This window comes from Allobosea sp. 05T439 (assembly GCF_056396005.1).
Genome location: NZ_JBFTKP010000002.1, coordinates 176,747 through 196,439 on the forward strand (window position 1 = coordinate 176,747; position 19,693 = coordinate 196,439).

General features: G+C 64.4%; 20 protein-coding genes. 12 read left to right on the forward strand and 8 right to left on the reverse strand.

Translation table 11 applies throughout. The features are described from left to right. Positions 1–30: 30 nt before the first annotated feature. Complete coding sequence (locus AC1DIO_RS02825) at positions 31–924, forward strand: DMT family transporter (protein ID WP_441505272.1); 894 nt, start codon at positions 31–33, stop codon at positions 922–924. 66 nt (positions 925–990) lie between these two features. Next, positions 991–1,557: a GNAT family N-acetyltransferase gene (locus tag AC1DIO_RS02830; RefSeq protein WP_441505271.1), complete on the forward strand. Its 567-nt coding sequence runs from the start codon at positions 991–993 to the stop codon at positions 1,555–1,557. A 145-nt stretch (positions 1,558–1,702) separates the two neighbouring features. On the opposite strand, the gene AC1DIO_RS02835 is transcribed toward AC1DIO_RS02830, so the two are convergent. Next, positions 1,703–2,959 (reverse strand): class I SAM-dependent methyltransferase, encoded by a 1,257-nt coding sequence (locus AC1DIO_RS02835; RefSeq protein WP_476768560.1) that lies wholly within the window; start codon positions 2,957–2,959, stop codon positions 1,703–1,705. A gap of 196 nt (positions 2,960–3,155) precedes the next feature. On the opposite strand from AC1DIO_RS02835, the gene AC1DIO_RS02840 reads away from it, so the two are divergent. Beyond that, entirely contained in the window at positions 3,156–3,848 is a 693-nt protein-coding gene (locus AC1DIO_RS02840) for a methyltransferase domain-containing protein (RefSeq protein ID WP_441505269.1), read from the forward strand. A 108-nt stretch (positions 3,849–3,956) separates the two neighbouring features. Here AC1DIO_RS02840 and AC1DIO_RS02845 read toward each other — a convergent pair whose 3' ends face one another. From AC1DIO_RS02845 to AC1DIO_RS02860, 4 genes are all read right to left on the reverse strand, one after another. Then, the gene (locus AC1DIO_RS02845; RefSeq protein ID WP_441505268.1) at positions 3,957–4,364 is read right to left on the reverse strand and encodes a GtrA family protein; all 408 of its coding nucleotides are present in this window, start codon (positions 4,362–4,364) and stop codon (positions 3,957–3,959) included. Between the two features lie 188 nt (positions 4,365–4,552). Next, positions 4,553–5,854 (reverse strand): hypothetical protein, encoded by a 1,302-nt coding sequence (locus tag AC1DIO_RS02850; protein ID WP_441489405.1) that lies wholly within the window; start codon positions 5,852–5,854, stop codon positions 4,553–4,555. Between the two features lie 54 nt (positions 5,855–5,908). After that, positions 5,909–7,123 (reverse strand): zinc metallochaperone GTPase ZigA, encoded by a 1,215-nt coding sequence (zigA, locus tag AC1DIO_RS02855; protein ID WP_441505267.1) that lies wholly within the window; start codon positions 7,121–7,123, stop codon positions 5,909–5,911. Between the two features lie 90 nt (positions 7,124–7,213). Next, entirely contained in the window at positions 7,214–7,570 is a 357-nt protein-coding gene (locus AC1DIO_RS02860) for an ArsR/SmtB family transcription factor (protein ID WP_476768557.1), read from the reverse strand. A 122-nt stretch (positions 7,571–7,692) separates the two neighbouring features. Between AC1DIO_RS02860 and AC1DIO_RS02865 the strand changes: the two genes are divergently transcribed. The 5 genes from AC1DIO_RS02865 to AC1DIO_RS02885 all read left to right on the forward strand — a co-directional run bounded on the left by AC1DIO_RS02865 (position 7,693) and on the right by AC1DIO_RS02885 (position 14,134). Further along, positions 7,693–8,904: an MFS transporter gene (locus tag AC1DIO_RS02865; RefSeq protein WP_441505265.1), complete on the forward strand. Its 1,212-nt coding sequence runs from the start codon at positions 7,693–7,695 to the stop codon at positions 8,902–8,904. A 147-nt stretch (positions 8,905–9,051) separates the two neighbouring features. Continuing rightward, positions 9,052–12,384 carry a carbamoyl-phosphate synthase large subunit gene (carB, locus tag AC1DIO_RS02870; protein WP_441489409.1) on the forward strand — a complete coding sequence of 1,111 codons (3,333 nt, stop codon included), beginning with the start codon at positions 9,052–9,054 and terminating at the stop codon, positions 12,382–12,384. A 102-nt stretch (positions 12,385–12,486) separates the two neighbouring features. Continuing rightward, positions 12,487–12,960 (forward strand): transcription elongation factor GreA, encoded by a 474-nt coding sequence (gene greA / locus AC1DIO_RS02875; RefSeq protein WP_113513985.1) that lies wholly within the window; start codon positions 12,487–12,489, stop codon positions 12,958–12,960. Positions 12,961–13,036: 76 nt separating this feature from the next. After that, positions 13,037–13,546 (forward strand): hypothetical protein, encoded by a 510-nt coding sequence (locus AC1DIO_RS02880; protein ID WP_441489410.1) that lies wholly within the window; start codon positions 13,037–13,039, stop codon positions 13,544–13,546. A 126-nt stretch (positions 13,547–13,672) separates the two neighbouring features. Beyond that, positions 13,673–14,134, forward strand: a complete 462-nt coding sequence (locus AC1DIO_RS02885; protein WP_441489411.1) for a hypothetical protein — start codon at positions 13,673–13,675, stop codon at positions 14,132–14,134. Here the strand turns inward: AC1DIO_RS02885 and AC1DIO_RS02890 are convergent. Beyond that, positions 14,119–14,580: a GNAT family N-acetyltransferase gene (locus tag AC1DIO_RS02890; protein WP_441505264.1), complete on the reverse strand. Its 462-nt coding sequence runs from the start codon at positions 14,578–14,580 to the stop codon at positions 14,119–14,121. The two genes, AC1DIO_RS02885 and AC1DIO_RS02890, sit on opposite strands and share 16 nt — an antisense overlap. Positions 14,581–14,699: 119 nt before the next feature. Next, positions 14,700–15,164 carry an Lrp/AsnC family transcriptional regulator gene (locus tag AC1DIO_RS02895; protein WP_441489413.1) on the reverse strand — a complete coding sequence of 155 codons (465 nt, stop codon included), beginning with the start codon at positions 15,162–15,164 and terminating at the stop codon, positions 14,700–14,702. Between the two features lie 86 nt (positions 15,165–15,250). Here AC1DIO_RS02895 and AC1DIO_RS02900 point away from each other — a divergent pair, with 86 nt between their 5' ends. From AC1DIO_RS02900 to AC1DIO_RS02910, 3 genes are all read left to right on the forward strand, one after another. Next, positions 15,251–16,234 (forward strand): mitochondrial fission ELM1 family protein, encoded by a 984-nt coding sequence (locus tag AC1DIO_RS02900; RefSeq protein ID WP_441505263.1) that lies wholly within the window; start codon positions 15,251–15,253, stop codon positions 16,232–16,234. Between the two features lie 92 nt (positions 16,235–16,326). Continuing rightward, complete coding sequence (gene trxB / locus AC1DIO_RS02905) at positions 16,327–17,292, forward strand: thioredoxin-disulfide reductase (RefSeq protein ID WP_069879715.1); 966 nt, start codon at positions 16,327–16,329, stop codon at positions 17,290–17,292. A 143-nt stretch (positions 17,293–17,435) separates the two neighbouring features. Then, positions 17,436–18,326 carry a LysR family transcriptional regulator gene (locus AC1DIO_RS02910; protein WP_043233503.1) on the forward strand — a complete coding sequence of 297 codons (891 nt, stop codon included), beginning with the start codon at positions 17,436–17,438 and terminating at the stop codon, positions 18,324–18,326. A gap of 324 nt (positions 18,327–18,650) precedes the next feature. On the opposite strand, the gene AC1DIO_RS02915 is transcribed toward AC1DIO_RS02910, so the two are convergent. Beyond that, positions 18,651–19,211 carry an NADPH-dependent FMN reductase gene (locus AC1DIO_RS02915; protein ID WP_441489416.1) on the reverse strand — a complete coding sequence of 187 codons (561 nt, stop codon included), beginning with the start codon at positions 19,209–19,211 and terminating at the stop codon, positions 18,651–18,653. 128 nt (positions 19,212–19,339) lie between these two features. Here AC1DIO_RS02915 and AC1DIO_RS02920 point away from each other — a divergent pair, with 128 nt between their 5' ends. Beyond that, the gene (locus AC1DIO_RS02920) at positions 19,340–19,684 is read left to right on the forward strand and encodes a winged helix-turn-helix transcriptional regulator (protein WP_441505367.1); all 345 of its coding nucleotides are present in this window, start codon (positions 19,340–19,342) and stop codon (positions 19,682–19,684) included. The last annotated feature ends 9 nt before the right edge of the window (positions 19,685–19,693 follow it).

A 19,693-nucleotide genomic window follows, 5' to 3' on the forward strand; every position in this document is an offset into this window, starting at 1 on the left:
CGTGTCGACCCCTGACCACCGAGGCTCGACATGAACTCGCTCAACCCAGCCGTCTCCACGCCGCGCAGCCTCGATCCGGCCACCGTCGCCGTCGTCGCCTTTACCGTGATCGCCTGGGCTTCCGCCTTTCCCGCGATCCGGGCCGGGCTGACGGCGTTAGGGCCGATCGAGCTCGGCGCCGCTCGTTTCGCGATCGCGGCCGTCCCGAGCGCGATCTTTCTCGCCATTATGCGCCCTGCCCTGCCCGGCTGGTCCGATGGCTGGCGCTTCCTTCTTGGTGGGTTGGTTCATGTCGCGCTCTACACGACCCTGCTGAATTTCGGCGAGAAGACGGTCTCTGCCGGCGCCGCGAGCTTCATCATCAACGTCAATCCGATCATCACCGCCGGATTGGCGATGCTGATCCTCGGCGAACGCTTCGGGCCACTCGCCTGGCTCGGCACCGCGATCTCCTTCGCCGGCATTGGCCTGATCGCATTAGGCGAAGGCCAGGGCATCGAGCTCAGCACCGGCGTCCTCTTCATCCTTGGCGCTGCACTCTGCCAATCGGTCACCGCCGTCGTCCAGAAGCCGCTTTTCGCCCGGCACAAGGCGCTCACCGTCTCGGCCTGGAACATGGTCGTGGGTGCACTGGCCCTCTCCCCGTTCCTCCCGCATGCCGTCAGCCAGTCGGCCTCTGCGTCGAGCGAAGCTCTCTTTGCCGTCGTCTATCTCGGGATTGTGCCAAGCCTGCTCGCCTATGCGACCTGGACGATGATGCTCGCGCGGCTGCCTGCGGGCCGCGCCTCGAACTTCATGTATTGCGTGCCACCGGTCGCGACCTTGATGGGCTTTCTCTGGCTCGGCGAGGCTCCGACTGCACTCGGCATCCTCGGTGGGGTCATGGCGCTGGGCGGTGTCGTGATTGTCAATCTGAAGCGCTGAGAGCACCAGCTTCCCCCACGGGCGCCCGCTGCGATACTGTTCCTCGCCTGCCCCGCGAGGATGCGTATGACCAGTGATCAGCCCAGTGCCATTCAATCATCTCCGTCTGCCGCTGGCGTTCGCGTACGACCATTGGTGGGGGAAGACTGGGTCGCACTCCGCGCGCTGCGCTTGGTTGCGCTTTCCGACACGCCGGAAGCCTTCGGCGCGAGCCACGCCGAAGAGGCCGCCCAACCGGACAGCTTCTTCCGCTCGCGCCTCTCGGCCGAGGAACCCAACAGGGTCTTCGGGGCCTTCTCCGACAGCGGTGACCTGATCGGGATCGCTGGCTTCCGTGCAACGACCTCCGCCAAGTCGCGCCACAAGGGCGTGCTCTGGGGCGTCTATGTCGTGGCCGGCTGGCGCGGGGACGGCGTCGGCCGCGCCCTCGTCGATGCCGTCATCGGACACGCCGCCCGCCACGTCCTGGTGCTCCAAGCTTGTGTCGTGACGACGAACCGTGCCGCGCACTCGCTCTACGCCCGGCTTGGCTTTGCCCCCTATGGCATCGAGTCCAAGGCGTTGTACGTCAACGGCCAGTTCTATGACGAAGCGCTTCTGGCGCTGGATTTCACGCAAGCCACCGACGCTTGAGGCGCTAGCCCAACGAGCGCCGGCCGAGGCACGATGCGAACTCACCGCGGCCAGCCCGTTGGGAAGAGCCGGGATCCATGCCTGAGCGCCGGCGGAGATGTTCCAACCCGTATCCGAGGCCCTACGGAACGGCATGTCGCCCGCCTCAGAAACCCTGCGCCTCCAAAGCCTTCTCGTTCTCGGTGATGTAGTCGCGGATCACCGGCACAGCGCTCTTGTGCGGCCCTAGCAGGAGCTGGAAAACCATGTCTCCCCCGATATCGAACGAGATCTCGCAGGCCGAGAGGTAGAACTCCCACATCCGCGCGAAACGCTCGCCCATCATACCGACGACCTCCTCGCGCTTGGCGAGAAACCGCTGTCGCCAGGCAGCCAGCGTCCAGTGGTAATGCCGGCGCCAGAACTCGCAGTCCGACGACCAGAGCCCTGTCTGCTCGACCGCGGCGAATACCTCCGACATCGCTGGGGCGTACCCGCCCGGGAAGATGTATTTGTCGAAGAACGGTCCAGTGAAGCCCGGAGGGCCGACCCGGCCGATACAGTGCACCAACGCAATCCCGTCCGGCGTCAGAAGATCGCGGATCTTCTCGAAATATTCGAGATAATGCGCAACGCCGACATGCTCCATCATGCCGACCGAGACGACGCGGTCGAAGCTGCCGGTCAGTTCGCGATAGTCCTTGTTGATGAAAGTGACGCTGCCGCCGACCCCGGCCGCTTCGGCCCGCTTCTGCGCCGCCGCCATCTGGTCGGGCGAGACATTCAGCCCGGTCACCTTGGCCCCACAGGCCTTGGCGAGATAGATCGCGAGCTCGCCCCAGCCCGAACCGATATCCAGAACCGTCATGCCGGGTTCGATCTTCAGCTTGGCCGCGATATGGCGGAGTTTTGCCTTCTGCGCGGCTTCGAGCCCGACCTCCGGACTATGCCAATAGGCACAGGAATAGGTCATCGTCTCGTCGAGCCAGAGCCGGTAGAAATCGGTCGGGATATCGTAGTGGTGCTTGACCTTCTTGCCGGCCACGCCGAGCGGGTTGTGCATGCGGAAGCGCCGGATGCGAAAGCGGATGTTGCGGATCGCCTTTTGCAGCGGATGCTTGCGCATCTCCTTGCGCTGCAGCCAGAACAGGCTGAGCAGGTCATGGATCGTCGAGCCGTCCTCGAAATTCACCCGCCCGTCCATGTAGCCTTCGGCCAGGGCCAGTTCGGGATTCAGAAAGATCTCCCGCTCGATCTTGTCGTCCGAGAAGCGCACGGTGACAGCCGGCGCCGTCTTGTTCTGGCCTGCGAACAGGATCGCCCCTGGGCCCGGCCCGAAGACATGGCGCTTGTCGTCCGGGGTGATCACCGTCAGGCGTCCTTGCCTGACGAAGCGTTTCAGAAGTCGCGGCAACAGCAGCATGCAAGCCTCCCAGCCTTGCGCGACCTTAAGCCGAGCGGTCGGCGCAGGGAAATGCCGAGCCGGCAGAAGGATGCGGAACTGGCGAGGTGTTGCGCGAACTCCATATCGGCGGTTGCCGATACCCGCAGCGACAGCGTAGTCCTGAGGCCGAAACGGGCGCCCGTGTGTCCGTCACTGAGCGGATGACGGCGAGACGATGTCCTGGCGCGATTTCTGGAACAGCGAGCACGCGATCTATGTCTCGCCCCGTCACAAGCTGCTGCATTACCGCCAGATCGCCACCGACCTGATTCGCCATATCCCCTCGCCCGAGGCGGTCGTACTGGATCACGGTTGTGGCGAAGCCCTCGCCGCCGATCGCGTCGCCGCAGCCTGCGCCAGGCTCTATCTCTGCGAGGCCGCCCCGAGCGTGCGTGAAAAGCTGCGCGCGACCTTTGGCGCGATCCCGGCGATCACCGTCGTCTCGCCGGAGGAGATCGAGGCACTGGACGACGGCGCGCTCGATCTCGTCGTCGCCAACTCGCTGATCCAGTATCTCGGCCGCGAGGAGCTGGCGCAGTTGCTCCTGCTCTGGCGGCGCAAGCTGAAGCCCGGCGGACATCTCGTCATCGCCGACGTGATTCCACCCGATGTCAGCGCGCTGACCGACGCCACGCAACTGCTCTCCTTCGCCTGGCGCGGCGGCTTCCTGATTGCCGCGCTCGGCGGGCTCGTACGCACCGCGTTCTCCGACTACCGGAAGCTGCGCGCCGAGTACGGGCTCTCGACCTATAGCGATACCGCCATCGTCACTTTGATCCGAGAGGGCGGGTTCGACGAGATCGAGCGCCAGCCGAACTTCGGCCACAACCCCCACCGCATGACCTTCCGCGCCCGCAATCCGGGCTAAGCCGCCACTAGATCATCGGCCCGGAAATCGTATCCGGACAGATGATCTAACCCTTTGTGTTTGCATCGGCCTTCCCGAAAACCGCAATCCACATTTCGGGCCGATGCTTTAGACGCCTTCGCGATCCGCGAAGGAGAAGAATTTATGGCCGAGGAAGGAGAACACCATCACGAGCAGCGTCGTGACGATCTGCATCGGCAGATAGGGTAGGCCAGCCCGCGTCACGAAGATATGCATCAGGATGCCGGTCAGCACGAAGCCGCCCGCTGCGATCAGCGCAAAGCGCCAGGTCGCTTGGGCGTGGCTGTGCGTAGCGTCAAAGGTCAGCCAGCGATTCAGCGTATAGGACACGACCGCGCCGAGCGTGAAACCGGCAAGCGTAGCCGGCACCGGGGCGACCCCGCCAAGCTCGACCAGTCCGATCAGCAGCGCATAATGCGCCACCGCCGTCACGCCACCGGAGAAAACATAGGCCACGATCTGGCGCGACTGACGGGGAAGACGAGAGAGAGGCATCCCCGCCCTCTACAGCATTTTCCTGCTGGCCAGTACCGGCTCGCGTGAAGGCCCGCGCAAGCCCCGCATGGCACACTCAATCAAGGCAGCCCAGGCAAGGCGCGAGGCGGCGCAGGTCCGGAAGTCATCAGATCGCGGTGTGCCGTGATGGCTTCCGGAATTCCGACCGGAACGCTCCGCGCAGCCCTTCAGCCGGCATCGCCACCGCCGGCGAGATTGGCGGGCATCCCGCCGACCGGCATGTCGAGCCCCTGCTTCAGCGTATCCAAATGAAACTCCCTGATACGACCGCTCGTGGGATCGCTGACGAAGGCGCTGTTCCCGACGATGCCCAGGCTCGGCGTCGGCGATTTCGCGCCGTACTGGCAATCGAAGGCGGGTACCGCGTCGAAGCTGGCGAGTTCTCGCCAGGCCGGCGCGATTTCATAGACGCGGAGCTTGCCGTCCGGTGTGAGGTTCGCCAGGCGGTCGCCACCGGCGTCGAGATCGAACTGGCAGGCTGGCTGACCGCCTGGCACCGGCAGGACATCCGCGACCGAGAGCAAGGTTGCGGCAGGGTCGATCCGCAGAAGCGCATTGTATGGCCCCTTCAGCCCGTAATTGGCGACGGCATAGCGCGCGCCCGTGCGCGCCTTGATGGCACTGACGCGCCGCTCGTCGGGATAGGCGATCTTGCGCGCAGTCCAGCGCCCGGACGTATCCCGGGCGAGGACGAGAACGCCGCCATCCACCCCGTCATTGCAGCCGAAGACGTGGCGCCCCTTGCTCTCGGCATAACCGTGGAAGAGCTTGCAGGAGGCGTCAGTGCGTGCAGGATCGTTGAAGCTTGCGACCCGCTTCCAGCCCTTGCCGCGCTCGAGGATTTCAAAGCCGTCCGGCCGAGACGAGGCGCTGCGGTCCTCGCCCTTGGCGTAGATCGCATTCGGCACCGACATCAGCCACTGCCGGCGCCCGAGCGGAATGGCAATGCCGTGCTGCGGCGCCGGGCTTGGCCATATCTTGCTGACGGGAGACTTGCCATCCAGGCTCTTGAGATCGACCAGCACCGCCTTCGGCTCGCTCTTGCGCTCCCAGGGCCTGTCTCCGTCGAAGAACAGCGCAATCTGCCCATGCCTGGAAACGACATGGGCCGGGCGGTCGCCCTTCACGGCGAAGTCGAGCAGCCTGACCGGCCCCTTGTCGACATCGACGTGATCGCCATGAGATTCATAGCGCAGTCCGCTATCGAGGAAGCGGATGGTGCCAACCTCGTCGCCTGTCTTGATGACGATGAAACGGCCGCCCTCGGCGCTGGCGAAGGACGGGTTGGGTTTCGGCACATCGAAGCTATGCGTCACCTCGCCGGAGTCGAGGTCGAGCACGCGCACGACCGGCTTCTCGTGATCTGCAAAGACGAGCCGGCCACGCAAGGTGGCGTGATCATGGGCAGAGGCCGCAGCTGCGGCGAGAACAAGGGTAAGCGCAGCTCCCGCTGCGAACTGAAAACGCATCGTTGTCTCCTGTGAACGAAGGGCAAAGGTCCGCCGGTATGCGGACCGGATCTCTCAGGCCGCAGCGGCCCGGCGCCAGACCGGAAATGGGTCAGGCAGGTCGCGGTAGCGTTCCGGTTTGAAGCTGATGGTCGGCGTCTCGCCGAGCAGGCAGGCGTCGAGCGCGCTGGCGATGGCCTGCTGGTCCATGCCCGAGCCAATGAAGACCAGCTCCTGCCGCCGGTCGCCCCAGACCGAATGCCAGTGTCGGTTCAGGATTGCGTTCCATTCGGGATGGTCGGGCCAGCGGCTGCGCGGCACGGACGCCCACCAGAACCCCATCGCCTCGGTTCGGCAGACGCTGCCAGCAAGGCTCATCTCGCCGACCCATTCCGGCCGGGTCGCCAGCCAGAAATGGCCCTTGGCACGGATCAGGCCGTCCCAGTCGCGCGCCAGGAAGGCGTCGAACCGCTCCGGATGGAATGGCCGCCGGGCGCGGTAGACGAAGGAGGAGATGCCATACTCCTCGGTTTCCGGAACATGATCCCGGCGGCCATGGAGCTCCTTGTACCAGAGCGGATGCTGCTCCGCCTTCTCATGGTCGAACAGGCCCGTATCGAGGATCGCTGCGAGCGGAGCACGCCCGAAATCGGTTTCGACCAGCTTTGCATCGGGATTGAGCGCCCGGATGATCTTGCGCACCAGATCGCGCTCTTCCGGCGCGACATCCGACACCTTGTTCAGGACGACGACATCGGCGAACTCGATCTGCTCGACCAGGAGATCGACCAGGGTGCGCTCGTCGTCCTCGCCCGCCGTCTCGCCGCGCTCACGCAGGAAGTCGCGCGAGCCATAATCCTTCATCAGGTTGATGGCATCGACGACGGTCACCATCGTATCGAGCCGCGCGAGATCGGAGAGGCTGGCGCCATCCTCGTCGCGAAACTCGAAGGTCGCGGCGATCGGCAAGGGCTCGGCAATGCCGGTGCCTTCGATCAGCAGGTAGTCGAAGCGTCCTTCCCCGGCGAGGCGACGCACTTCGGCGAGCAGGTCATCACGCAAGGTGCAGCAGATGCAGCCATTGCTCATCTCGACCAGCTTCTCGTCGGTGCGCGAGAGCTTGCCCCCGCCCTCCCGCACCAGATCGGCGTCGATATTCACCTCGCTCATGTCATTGACGATGACCGCAACCTTGCGGCCTTCCCGATTGTTGAGGACGTGATTGAGGAGCGTGGTCTTGCCGGCCCCGAGAAAGCCGGAGAGCACGGTGACGGGAAGGCGGGAATCCATTCGGCATCCATTATGTTATGTTACAACATAACATAAACAGCGATGCGAAACATTGGCAAGCCGGTTTCGACCGGGATGGGCTGATGCCCCCTACGGAGCGAGCAGCTTGTCTTCGGAAAACCGGGGAAGCGACGGATCGCGCCGCGCCGTCGCAATGATGCTGTCGAGCAGCCCGGGGAAGCGGCCGTCGAGTTCTCCGCGCCGCAGGCTGATGAAGCGGGACGTGCCCTCCGCCCGGGCCCGGGTTATGCCCGCCTCGCGCAGCTTGGCGAAATGATAGGCCAGCAGCGAGGGGGAGGCGAAATCCGTAAAACTTCCGCAGCGCGCCTCGAACTCCTCGGAGTCGGCCAGCGCCAGGACGATGGCGAGCCGCGTCGGATCGGCAAGCGCGCCAAAGACCGTCGCTGCGTCAATGCCGTCCATGTCGGGATGAAAGATCGGCTTCATGCCCCGGACATAGGAGATTGCGGCACTCCTGACAATATTCAACGTTCATTGAAATTAAGATTGACGGCAGATCGAACACGATCTTAAATTCAACGATCATTGAAATTTTGAAGGAATGTCCAATGGACACGCGTCTCGTCTGGCTCGCCGGCGGCGCCTTCGTCATCGGCACGGGAAGCCTGATGATCACCGGCATCCTGCCGAATCTGGCGGCCGCCTTCGGCACCTCGATCGATACGGCCGGCTTGCTGATCTCGATCTTCGCCGTCGCCTATGCATTAGGCTCCCCGGTCCTTTCCACCCTGCTGGGCGACGTCGACCGCCGGATGGTCCTCGCCGGCTCGCTCAGCGTCTTCGCCCTTGCCAATCTGCTTGCCGCTTTCGCGGCGAGCTTCGCCTGGCTGATGGTCGCGCGCATCGCCATGGCGCTCGCGGCCGGCGTCTTCATGCCGTCGGCCAACGCGGTCGCGGTCGCGCTGGTCTTACCGGAGCGGCGTGGCCGGGCTATCGCGCTGGTCACGGGCGGCATGACGGTTTCGCTGATTCTCGGCGTCCCGCTCGGCACCGCCATCACCTCCTATGGCGGCTGGCATCTCGCCTTCCTCCTGGTCGCGTTCATTGGCGCCCTTGGCGTCGCCGGGCTGCTCCTGAACCTGCCTGACGACCTGCCGCGCGGCGCCAATTCGCTCGGCGAGCGCCTGCAGGTCGCTCGCCGCGCCGATGTGCTGCTGGCGCTCGGCACCACCGCGCTTTGGACCACCGGCGCCTTCACGCTCTACACCTATGTCGCGCCCTTCCTCGCGACCCATGCCGGCATCAGCGGCCCCTGGCTCAGCGCCGCCCTGATCGTCTCCGGCATCGGTTCGGCCATCGGCAACCAGGCTGGTGGAATGGCGAGCGACCGCTTCGGCCCGGAGCGCACCCTCACCCTCGTCCTCACGGTGCTCGCATTGGCGCTCGCCTCCGCCTCGCTCATGGCGATCACGCTGCCCCCCGCGGCGGCCGTCTTCGTCGCTCCGGCGATCCTCTTCGTCTGGAGCATGGCCGGCTGGGCCGGGCACCCCTCGCAGATGTCGAGGCTCGCCGCGATGGCGCCCGACGCGACCGTCGTCGCGCTCTCGCTCAATGCATCCGCGCTCTATATCGGCATCGCCGCCGGCTCGGCATTGGGCCAGCAGACCCTGCGCCACGGCGCCTCATGGCAACTCGGTTTCGTCGGCGCGATGTGCGAGATCGGTGCACTTACCCTGCTTTGGATCTCCATCCGGCGACGCCGGACCGCGCGTCGCGAACTGGAAATCGGCAGGGTCCCTGTGGCGACGTCTGTGCGTTGAAGAGAGGTAAGCGCGCTTTTCCCTTCCTTCCGCGGCAACCTCCCTCTATAGCGAGCGCCTAGCATTCATTCAGGCGCTCGCTGACTCCCCTTTCCTCGCGGACGGGGATCCGTCCGGCGCGCGCCCGCACAAGCACTGGCCGGACCCATGCCCAAGCGCACAGACATCAAGACGATCCTCATCATCGGCGCCGGCCCGATCATCATCGGCCAGGCCTGCGAGTTCGACTATTCCGGAACCCAGGCCTGCAAGACACTGAAGGCCGAGGGCTACCGCATCGTCCTGGTCAATTCGAATCCGGCCACGATCATGACGGATCCGGACCTCGCGGATGCCACCTATGTCGAGCCGATCACGCCCGAGATCGTCGCCAAGATCATCGAGAAGGAGCGCAACGTCCTGCCCGGCGGTTTTGCGCTGCTGCCGACCATGGGCGGCCAGACGGCACTGAACTGCGCGCTTTCGCTCAAGAAGATGGGCGTACTCGAGAAATTCGATATCGAGATGATCGGCGCCACCGCCGAAGCCATCGACAAGGCCGAGGACCGCGAGCTGTTCCGCGAGGCGATGACCAAGATCGGTCTCGATACGCCGCGCTCGCACCATGTCAGGACGCTCGGCCAAGCCCTCGAGGCGCTTGACGACATCGGTCTGCCGGCAATCATCCGCCCCTCCTTCACCATGGGTGGAACAGGCGGCGGCATCGCCTACAACAAGGGCGAATTCATCGAGATCTGCGAGCGCGGCATGGACGCTTCGCCGACCAGCGAAGTGCTGATCGAAGAGAGCGTGCTCGGCTGGAAGGAGTACGAGATGGAGGTCGTCCGCGACAAGGCGGACAACTGCATCATCGTCTGCTCGATCGAGAACATCGATCCGATGGGCGTCCATACCGGTGATTCGATCACCATCGCCCCGGCGCTCACGCTGACCGACAAGGAATATCAGATCATGCGCGACGCCTCGCTGGCGGTGCTGCGCGAGATCGGCGTCGAGACCGGTGGCTCGAACGTGCAGTTCGCGGTCGATCCTGCCACCGGCCGGATGATCGTCATCGAGATGAACCCGCGCGTCTCGCGCTCCTCGGCGCTGGCCTCCAAGGCGACCGGCTTCCCGATCGCCAAGGTCGCCGCGCGCCTTGCCGTCGGTTACACGCTCGACGAAATCGAGAACGACATTACCGGCGGCGCGACGCCGGCCTCGTTCGAGCCGACGATCGACTATGTCGTCACCAAGATCCCGCGTTTCGCCTTCGAGAAATTCCCCGGCGCCGAGCCGACCCTGACGACCGCAATGAAGTCGGTCGGCGAAGCGATGGCGATCGGCCGCACCTTCCAGGAATCGCTGCAGAAGGCGCTGCGCTCGCTGGAGACCGGACTCGACGGCCTCGATGAGATCGAAATCGAAGGTCTGGGCCAGGGCGACGACAAGAACGCGATCAAGGCCGCCCTCTCCTCGCCGACGCCAGACCGTCTGCTGCAGGTGGCCCAAGCGATGCGCTTCGGCTTCACCGACGAGCAGATCCACGAAAGCTGCAAGATCGATCCTTGGTTCCTCGAGCAGATGCGTGGGCTGGTCGAGACCGAGGACAAGGTGCGCAAGTACGGCCTGCCGACGACGCCCGGCGCCTTCCGCCAGATCAAGGCGATGGGCTTCTCGGACAAGCGCCTCGCTGCGCTCGCGAACCTGACCGAGGCCGAGGTGACCCAGCGCCGACATGCGCTCGAAGTGCGGCCGGTCTTCAAGCGGATCGACACCTGCGCCGCTGAGTTCGCCTCACCGACCGCCTATATGTACTCGACCTATGCCATGCCCTTCGCCGGCATGCCGGCTGACGAGGCCAACCCGTCCGACCGCAAGAAGGTGGTCATCCTCGGCGGCGGCCCGAACCGCATCGGCCAGGGCATCGAGTTCGACTATTGCTGCTGCCACGCCTGCTACGCGCTGCGCGATGCCGGCTATGAGACCATCATGGTCAACTGCAACCCGGAGACGGTTTCGACCGACTACGACACCTCCGACCGACTCTATTTCGAACCGTTGACCGCCGAGGACGTGCTCGAGATCCTCGAGACCGAGAAGCGCAGCGGCACGCTGCATGGCGTCATCGTCCAGTTCGGCGGCCAGACCCCGTTGAAACTGGCGAATGCGCTCGAAGAGGCCGGCATCCCGATCCTGGGCACCTCGCCCGACATGATCGACCTCGCCGAGGACCGCGACCGCTTCAAGCGCCTGCTCGACAAGCTGCATCTGAAGCAGCCCAAGAACGGCATCGCCTATTCAGTCGAACAGGCGCGCATGATCGCGGCCGAGCTCGGCCTGCCCTTCGTCGTGCGTCCGTCCTATGTGCTCGGCGGTCGTGCCATGGCGATCATCCGCGACGAGCCGCAGTTCGAGGACTATCTGCTCGGCACGCTTCCGAGCCTGATCCCGTCCGAGGTGAAGGCGAAATACCCGAACGACAAGACCGGCCAGATCAACACGGTGCTCGGCAAGAACCCACTGCTGTTCGACCGCTACCTCTCGGACGCGATCGAGGTCGATGTCGACTGCCTCAGCGACGGCAAGGACGCCTTCATCGCCGGCATCATGGAGCATATCGAGGAGGCCGGTATCCACTCGGGCGATTCGGCCTGCTCGCTGCCGCCCCGTTCACTCTCGCTGGCGACCATCGCTGAGCTCGAGCGCCAGACCAAGGCCATGGCGCTGGCGCTCGATGTCGGTGGGCTGATGAACGTGCAATACGCCATCAAGGACGGCGTCATCTATGTCCTCGAGGTCAACCCGCGCGCCTCGCGCACGGTGCCCTTCGTCGCCAAGGTCATCGGCGAACCGATCGCCAAGATCGCAGCGCGCATCATGGCCGGCGAGAGCCTCGCGAGCTTCGGGCTGAAGCCCGCTGCTCTGACCCATGTCGGCGTCAAGGAAGCGGTCTTCCCCTTCGCGCGCTTCCCCGGCGTCGACGTGCTGCTCGGTCCGGAGATGCGCTCGACCGGCGAGGTCATCGGCCTCGATCGTTCCTTCGACATCGCCTTCGCCAAGAGCCAGCTCGGTGCAGGTTCCAAGGTACCGATCAAGGGGACTGTGTTCGTCTCGGTGCGCGACGCGGACAAGCCGCGCATCGTGCCCTCCATGCGCATCCTGTCCGATCTCGGCTTCCGCATCCTTGCCACCGGTGGAACGCTGCGCCTGTTGCAGGAGGAAGGCATTCCAGCCGCCAAGATCAACAAGGTTCTGGAAGGCCGGCCGCACGTCGTCGACGCAATCAAGAACGGCGAGATCCAGCTCGTCTTCAACACGACGGACGGCCCACAGGCACTCGCGGATTCACGCTCGTTGCGCCGCACCGCCCTCTTGCACAAGGTGCCCTATTATACCACCTTGGCCGGAGCGATCGCGGCTGCCGAGGGCATCAAGGCCTATTGCAGCGGCGATCTCGAAGTACGATCGCTGCAATCCTACTTCGTCCGCGCCGCCTGAACGGCCGCGCGGCCGAAGCAGTTCTGAAAACGATCGGAAGCTGAACGCAGGCCGCGGGGGACGCGGCCGGCGGGTTCTGGCTTTCGGAATTGGGACGAGAAGATGGATAAGGTTCCTATGACGGTGGGCGGATTTGCCGCCCTCGAGGTCGAGCTGAAGCAACGCCAGCAGGTCGAACGTCAACGCATCATCGCTGCGATCTCGGAAGCGCGCGCACTTGGCGATCTCTCCGAGAATGCCGAGTATCATGCGGCCAAGGAGGCACAGTCCCTCAATGAGGGTCGGATCCTGGAGCTGGAATCGCTGATTGGGCGGGCGGACATCATCGATGTCACCAAGCTCGGCGGCGACACGATCAAATTCGGCGCGACCGTCCATCTGATCGACGACGACACCGAGGAAGCCAAGATCTATCAGATCGTCGGCGAGCCGGAATCCGACGTCCGCTCCGGCAAGGTCTCGATCGGCTCGCCGATCGCGCGCGCCCTGATCGGCAAGAAGGTCGGCGATTCCGTGCAGGTCAACACCCCCGGCGGCGGCAAGTCCTACGAAGTCGTGAGCGTCAGCTTCCGCTGAGGCCTCCGGGGGCATAGAATTGATGCCCCCGGACGATTATCTCGTCGGTGATGCATTGGCATCGGGAGATACAGTCATGACCACCCGTCGCGCGTTTCTCATGTCATCATTGGCGGCCACGGCGCTCGCGTCGTCGCCGCTTGGAGCCGCATCGGCGCTTGCCCAGGCGCAAGGTCCGATCGGCGGCATCCATGTCGATGTCTCCCGCCTCGTCGAGCAAGGCTGGGGGGCCAATGCCGGCACGATCAAAGCCGGCATGGAACGGGAACTTCGGACCGCCTTTGCCGGCGCCATCCAGCGCGGAGGGCCGGTTCTCGTCGTCAAGGTCCGCGGCATTTACCTGACGAGTTACGCTGGCAATGGCGGCGGCCGTTGGGGCGGTGGCGGCGGCCAGAACAACGACAATCTCGACAGTGAGGCGGTCCTGGTCGGCGCAGGCAATCGCGTGCTTGCGTCCTATCCGGTGCTCTCGACGATTTCCGCCAGCTATTCGGGTCCCTGGTATCTGCAGGATATCGATCAGCGCCGCATCGTCAGCCTGATCCAGAACAACGTCGCTTGGATCAAACGTTACGTGGCCGGCTGATCTCGTTCACACGGCTGGGATTGTCGTTGCCGCGTATGGCGCCGCACTCGGTGGCGGCGTAGTTCATTGCTTCAGTTGCGCCCCTGCGGAATGCAGTACGATGTCCCTGTCCGACAGGAGAGAGCCATGCTGAATCGTCGCGCCGTATTGGCCGCCGCACTCGGCGGCACTGCCTCTGCCTTGTTCGCTGTCTCGGTCCAGGCGGCCGCAGGCGGCGTGCGCGTCGATGTTTCCCACCTTGTTCAACAGGGCTGGGGTCCCAACGCCGCCCTTGTGAAGGCAGAGCTGGAACGCGAACTTGCCGGCAGCGGCCGCGCGGGCTCGACGCTTGTCGTCTCGGTGCTTCGCATCAACATGCCGAGCTATTCGGGCGGCGACGCGGAGGAAACCGGCGGCACTGTGGACGGAATGGAATCCGAAGCCCGGCTGATCGCTGCCGATGGACGGGTTATCGCAAGCTACCCGATCGTTTCGTCTTCATCAGCCTCATCCGGAGGCGCCTGGTTCGAGCCCGGCTTCGACAAGCGCCGGCTCGCGGCCCTGGTCCGGACCAACGCCGCCTGGATCAGACGCTATGTCGGCGAATGAGCCGCGGGCCGCCTGATCTCGAAGGCGGTCTTGCTGCGCGAGAACCCGCAGGCCTCGTAGAAACCGAGCACCGCTTCGTCCTTTCGCCCCGTCTGCAGCATGACCTTGTAGCATCCTGCCGAACAGGCCTGCTCGACAGCGGCGCCGATGACCCGCTTTCCAAGCCCCTGGCCCCGAAACCGCGCGTCCGCGACGACATTCTCGATCAGCGCAAAGGGGCTGAGGTTCCGGGTGAGATTCGGCACGACCACGATCACGCAACTTGCGATGGCGGCTCCGCCCAATTCGGCGATGTGAACCGTGATCAGGTCGCTGCCCAGGATCCGGTGCCAGGTCTCGGCGGCCATTTCGGCATTCGGGCGCGGGTCATCGCGATTCAATTGCGCATAGAGCGCCAGGATGGACGGCAGATGCTCGATGCCCGCCTTGCGGATCGCGATCTGCATCCGGCCCCCGCTAGATCACGCTGCGCTTGGACGAAATCGTCCAAACGCAGCGTGATCGATTCTCATAGTTTAGAGCATGCGTGATGCGAAAAGCCGTTGCCACTTTTTCGCAGCATGCTCTAGCCGAACGGTACGATCGGCTCGTCCTTGACGCGGTCAAGCGCCAGGGCCGTGCGCACATTGCGGACATTCGGCAGCGCAGTCAGCTCTCCGACGAAGTCCTGAAACGCCTTCAGGTCAGGCGCCACGCATTTCAGGATGAAATCGATGTCGCCCGAGAGCGTCCAGCATTCGCGCACGGCACCCCACTTGCGGATGCGCTCCTGGAATATCGCGAGATCGGCCTCGGCCTGGCTGGCGAGATGCACGAAGGCAAAGCAGACGACCTCGATCCCGAGCTTGCGCTCATCGAGTTGCGCCCGATAGCCGGTGATCAGCCCCGCTTCCTCGAGTGCCCGGACACGCCGGAGGCAGGGCGGCGGCGAGATGCCGACCCGGCTCGCCAACTCGACATTGGTCATGCGCCCGTCGGCCTGTAATTCGCGCAGGATACGCAGATCGATTTCGTCGAGTTTGGAACGCACACAGATCCCCAGAGCAAAGTCGCGCTGGTGTAGACGCAGCTCCCACGCGATACAAGGCGTCCCAACCACTGCCGCGGAGCCTGCTCTTGCCAGTTGAACCGATCCCGACGATCTGGGTCCTCACCGACGGCAAGGCTGGCGACGAGATACAGTGCCTTGGCGTCGCCGAACGGCTCGGCATCACCCCAGAGATCCGGCACATCGCCCCCGGTCGCCCCTGGAGCTGGCTGATGCCGCGCGGGCCGATCGATCCTCGCGAGGCCTCCCACAGACCTCAAAGCCCGATCCGCCCGCCTTTCCCCGATATCGTCGTCGCTTCGGGCCGGCGTGCCGCCGCCTATTTGCGTGCGGTCAAGAAGGCCTCGAAGGGCAGGACCTTCACCGTCTTTCTCAAGGATCCGAGGATCGGAGCCGGAGCAGCCGACCTGATCTGGGTCTCCGAGCATGATCGCCTGCGTGGCCCAAACGTGCTCGTCACCGTGACATCGCCGCACCGGCTCTCCCCCGGCCAGCTCGCTCAGGCCAGGCAGAGCCCGCCGCCGGCCATCGCCGCCCTGCCCCGACCGCGCGCTGCGGTCATGGTGGGCGGCGACAGCCGGCATCATAGCTTCCAGCCCGATGACATCGTCCGTTTCGCGAACGCACTCGATGCGCTCGCGGGCTCGGGCGTTGCCCTGATGGGCTCGCGCTCGCGACGTACGCCGGATGCGCTCGACAAGGCCATTGCCGAGGTCTTCGCGCGCCATGGCGGCTGGTGGTGGGATGGCACGGGCGCCAATCCCTATGTGCCGCTGCTCGCCAATGCCGATACCGTGGTCGTCACCGCAGACTCGACCAATATCGTCGGCGAGGCTGCAGCCACCGGCGCCCCCCTCCTCGTCTTCGAGCCGCATGGCGGCCACAGCAAATTCGCTCGCTTCCTCGAGGCGCTGAAGCGGCAAGGCGTTGTGCATCATTTCGAGGGACGGCTTGATGGCACCCGCTATGACCCCATAGACTCCACCGGCGTCATCGCGGAAGCGGTGCGACAGGCTTGGTTGCGGCACCGCGCCGAACTCGGCCTCGCCTGAGCATGAGCGGGCCTGGGCTTGCGTCCGCCGCACGAGACCGTATCTGACGGAACGAGGACGCAGCGCCACGCTGCGCGAAAAGGACCGAAACCATGGCTCATACCCATGCCCGCGTAATGATCATCGGCTCGGGCCCCGCCGGCTATACCGCCGCGATCTATGCGGCCCGCGCGCTGCTTGAACCGGTGATGATCTCGGGCTTCCAGCCTGGCGGCCAGCTGATGATCACCACCGATGTCGAGAACTATCCGGGTTTTGCCGACGTGGTTCAGGGGCCGTGGCTGATGGAGCAGATGCGCGCCCAGGCCGAGCACATGGGCACCAAGATGGTTTCCGACCATATCTCGAAGGTCGATCTGTCACAGCGCCCGTTCCGGCTCTGGGGTGATGGCGGCGCCACCTATAGCTGCGATGCCCTGATCGTGGCCACCGGCGCCCAGGCGAAGTGGCTGGGTATCCCCTCGGAGCAGACCTTCCAGGGCTTTGGCGTCTCGGCCTGCGCCACCTGCGACGGCTTTTTCTTCCGCGGCAAGGAAGTGGTCGTCGTCGGCGGCGGCAATACCGCGGTCGAGGAAGCGCTCTATCTCGCCAACCTTGCTGCGAAGGTCACCCTGGTGCACCGGCGCGATTCGCTGCGGGCCGAGAAGGTGTTGCAGGATCGCCTGTTCAAGCATCCCAAGGTCGAGGTCGTCTGGGACAGCGAGATCGCCGAGATCTGCGGCGGCACGCAGCCGCCGTCAGTCACGCATCTGCAGCTCCGCAACCTGAAGACGGGCGCAGAGAGCGAACTGAAGACCGACGGTGTCTTCATCGCCATCGGCCACAAGCCGTCGACCGAACTCTTCACCGGGCAGCTCGCCATGCGTGAATCAGGGTATCTCGACGTGACGCCCGGCACGACGCAGACCAACATCCCCGGCGTTTTTGCCGCGGGTGACGTCACCGACGAGCATTACCGCCAGGCGGTGACGGCCGCGGGACTGGGCTGCATGGCCGCGCTCGATGCCGAAAGATGGCTTGCCGCCAACGTCACGGAACAGCGTGAAGCGGCCGAATAGGCCGAAAAAGACAACCCATCACGATTGTTGATGGGTTGTCTCACGAGATTCAGTGTGAAAAGAGGCCCCGTCGGCAAAGCAATCGTTGACGTTCCTGCGTTTTACCCCCCAACATGCACGAAACGCATAACGGGGGAAACGCGGTGGATTGGGACCGCATCAGGATTTTTTATACCGTCGCAGAATCCGGCAGCTTTACCAAGGCTGGCGACGTACTTGGTTTGAGTCAATCCGCCGTTAGTCGGCAGATTGGCGCGCTTGAGCGTGAGCTGCGTGCACCGCTGTTTCACCGCCATACGCGCGGGCTCATTCTCACCGAGCAGGGCGAATTGCTCTGGCGCGCGGCACGCGAGATGACGCAGCGCCTGGAGCGTACGCGCGCCCAGCTTTCGGAGACGCGCGAGCATCCATCGGGCGAGCTGAAGGTCACCGCGACACGCGGTCTCGGCGGCCATTGGCTAACCCCAAGGCTGGCGGAGTTCCTCGATCTCTACCCCGACATCAAGGTTGACCTCATCCTCACCGATGAGGAACTCGACCTCTCGATGCGCGAGGCCGATATCGCGATTCGCCTGCGCCAGCCGCAGCAGCCGGACCTGATCCAGCGCAAGCTCTTCACCGTGCATTTCCACGTCTATGGCTCACCGGCCTATATCAAGCGCTTCGGTGAGCCGAAGAGCTACGAGGATCTCGACAATCACCGGCTCCTGTCCTTCGGCAGCACCTCGCCGTCCTATCTGACCGCCGTGCACTGGCTCGGAACCCTGGGCCGCGAACAGCGCAACCCACGCCCGATCCATCTCACCGTGAACAACATCACGGCGATGAAGCGGGCAGTCGACAGCGGCGCGGGCATCGCGGTGCTGCCGGACTATCTGATCGAGACCGGCTCACCCCTCGTCCAGCTCATGCGCGAGACTGAGATGCCGCAACTCGAAAGCTATCTGGTCTATCCGGAAGAGATGAAGTCGGTGGCCAGGGTGCAGGCATTCCGCGACTTCCTGATCCAGAAGGCCCAGCGCTGGACCTACTAAACGGCCGGATGCCCCGGCTATGCGCGCAGCGCGGGTATCCCGCGCTGCGGCGAACGCATGCTTTCAGCCATTTAGGCTAAAATTTGTCGCACATAATGATAGGTCATGCAGTTTCCGCATAGCGGCCCCAAGCTATGCTGCATTGCAAAACGGCACGTGCTGCCCGATATAGCAATCACGGTTGTTCGGAACGGGCTCCGCATTCTCCTCCCGGCGTTGAGTTCGTTCCAGCCGTTCCCCTCTGAGATGTTTGGCGGTAACGCCGGATGTTTCAAACTTCAAAGGCCAGCTCCCTCGGGACGCTGGCCTTTTTTTCATGCGTGGTTATGCAGCCCGGCGCGCGAGCAGGCCCGCAAGTTCGGCGAGTTGGTCGATGAAGGCCTGCAGGAAGGCGCGGGTCGATTCATCGGGGACATCGCCGGCCTCGTCGACCAGATTGGGCTTCAGGCCGATATAGGCCTCGCCGCCCATAACCAGCGCACCAAGATTGCCAAGAATCACCCGCAGATGCTGCTGCGCTATCGCGGCACCGATCGCTCCCGGGCTCGTGCCGGCGATGGCGACAACCTTGCCCCGCCAGGAACTCTTGCCATAGGGCCGCGCCGCCCAGTCGATCGCATTCTTCAGCAGCGCGGGAATCGAACGGTTATGCTCAGGTGTAACGACGAGAACGGCGTCGGCAGCCGCGATCTCGTTCTTGAGGCGCGTCGCGCTTGCCGGCCAGTTCGCCTCGAGATCCTGATTGTAGAGTGGCAGATCGTCGATCGTGATGACGCTCGCCTCGAAGGCGCCGGAGCCGAGTCGCGACAGCGCGACGGCGAGCTTGCCGTTGATGGAATCCTTGCGTGCGCTGCCAATGATGACGGCGAGCTTCAGCTTTGCCATGGGAGTTTTCCTTGGTTACAAAAAGAGACCGAGGCTCAATAAATGCCTGTGTCAAAGCCACGCAAGGAGGCACAATTTTGTCACCAGAGAACCTGCATGTGCCTCACGAGTGCCGCGCCGTTGGCGAGATGCTGTCCCGCGTCGGCGACAAGTGGACGATGCTGGTCGTAGATCTGCTCGGCGGAGGGCCGAAGCGCTTCACCGAGATCAAGCGCGCGCTCGGCAGCATCTCGCAGCGCATGCTGACGCTGACGGTGCGCAATCTGGAGCGCGACGGCCTCGTCACGCGCACACAGTTCCAGACGATTCCGCCACGCGTCGATTATGAGTTGACCGAACTCGGGCACTCACTGCGCTATCCCGTCAAGGCGCTCAGCGATTGGGTCGTCGCGAACCGGCGCGACATCACGGCCGCGCGGAGCCGCTTCGACGAAGCGCAGGAGCCGAAGCGCAAGCTTCTCAAACTCGCCTGAGAGAAAAAC

Coding starts and splice junctions, on each gene's coding strand:
- AC1DIO_RS02825 (WP_441505272.1), top strand. CDS start 31: ATGAACTCGCTCAACCCAGCCGTCTCCACGCCGCGCAGCCTCGATCCG.
- AC1DIO_RS02830 (WP_441505271.1), top strand. CDS start 991: ATGACCAGTGATCAGCCCAGTGCCATTCAATCATCTCCGTCTGCCGCT.
- AC1DIO_RS02835 (WP_476768560.1), bottom strand. CDS start 2,959: ATGCTGCTGTTGCCGCGACTTCTGAAACGCTTCGTCAGGCAAGGACGC.
- AC1DIO_RS02840 (WP_441505269.1), top strand. CDS start 3,156: ATGTCCTGGCGCGATTTCTGGAACAGCGAGCACGCGATCTATGTCTCG.
- AC1DIO_RS02845 (WP_441505268.1), bottom strand. CDS start 4,364: ATGCCTCTCTCTCGTCTTCCCCGTCAGTCGCGCCAGATCGTGGCCTAT.
- AC1DIO_RS02850 (WP_441489405.1), bottom strand. CDS start 5,854: ATGCGTTTTCAGTTCGCAGCGGGAGCTGCGCTTACCCTTGTTCTCGCC.
- zigA (WP_441505267.1), bottom strand. CDS start 7,123: ATGGATTCCCGCCTTCCCGTCACCGTGCTCTCCGGCTTTCTCGGGGCC.
- AC1DIO_RS02860 (WP_476768557.1), bottom strand. CDS start 7,570: ATGAAGCCGATCTTTCATCCCGACATGGACGGCATTGACGCAGCGACG.
- AC1DIO_RS02865 (WP_441505265.1), top strand. CDS start 7,693: ATGGACACGCGTCTCGTCTGGCTCGCCGGCGGCGCCTTCGTCATCGGC.
- carB (WP_441489409.1), top strand. CDS start 9,052: ATGCCCAAGCGCACAGACATCAAGACGATCCTCATCATCGGCGCCGGC.
- greA (WP_113513985.1), top strand. CDS start 12,487: ATGGATAAGGTTCCTATGACGGTGGGCGGATTTGCCGCCCTCGAGGTC.
- AC1DIO_RS02880 (WP_441489410.1), top strand. CDS start 13,037: ATGACCACCCGTCGCGCGTTTCTCATGTCATCATTGGCGGCCACGGCG.
- AC1DIO_RS02885 (WP_441489411.1), top strand. CDS start 13,673: ATGCTGAATCGTCGCGCCGTATTGGCCGCCGCACTCGGCGGCACTGCC.
- AC1DIO_RS02890 (WP_441505264.1), bottom strand. CDS start 14,580: ATGCAGATCGCGATCCGCAAGGCGGGCATCGAGCATCTGCCGTCCATC.
- trxB (WP_069879715.1), top strand. CDS start 16,327: ATGGCTCATACCCATGCCCGCGTAATGATCATCGGCTCGGGCCCCGCC.
- AC1DIO_RS02915 (WP_441489416.1), bottom strand. CDS start 19,211: ATGGCAAAGCTGAAGCTCGCCGTCATCATTGGCAGCGCACGCAAGGAT.
- AC1DIO_RS02920 (WP_441505367.1), top strand. CDS start 19,340: ATGCTGTCCCGCGTCGGCGACAAGTGGACGATGCTGGTCGTAGATCTG.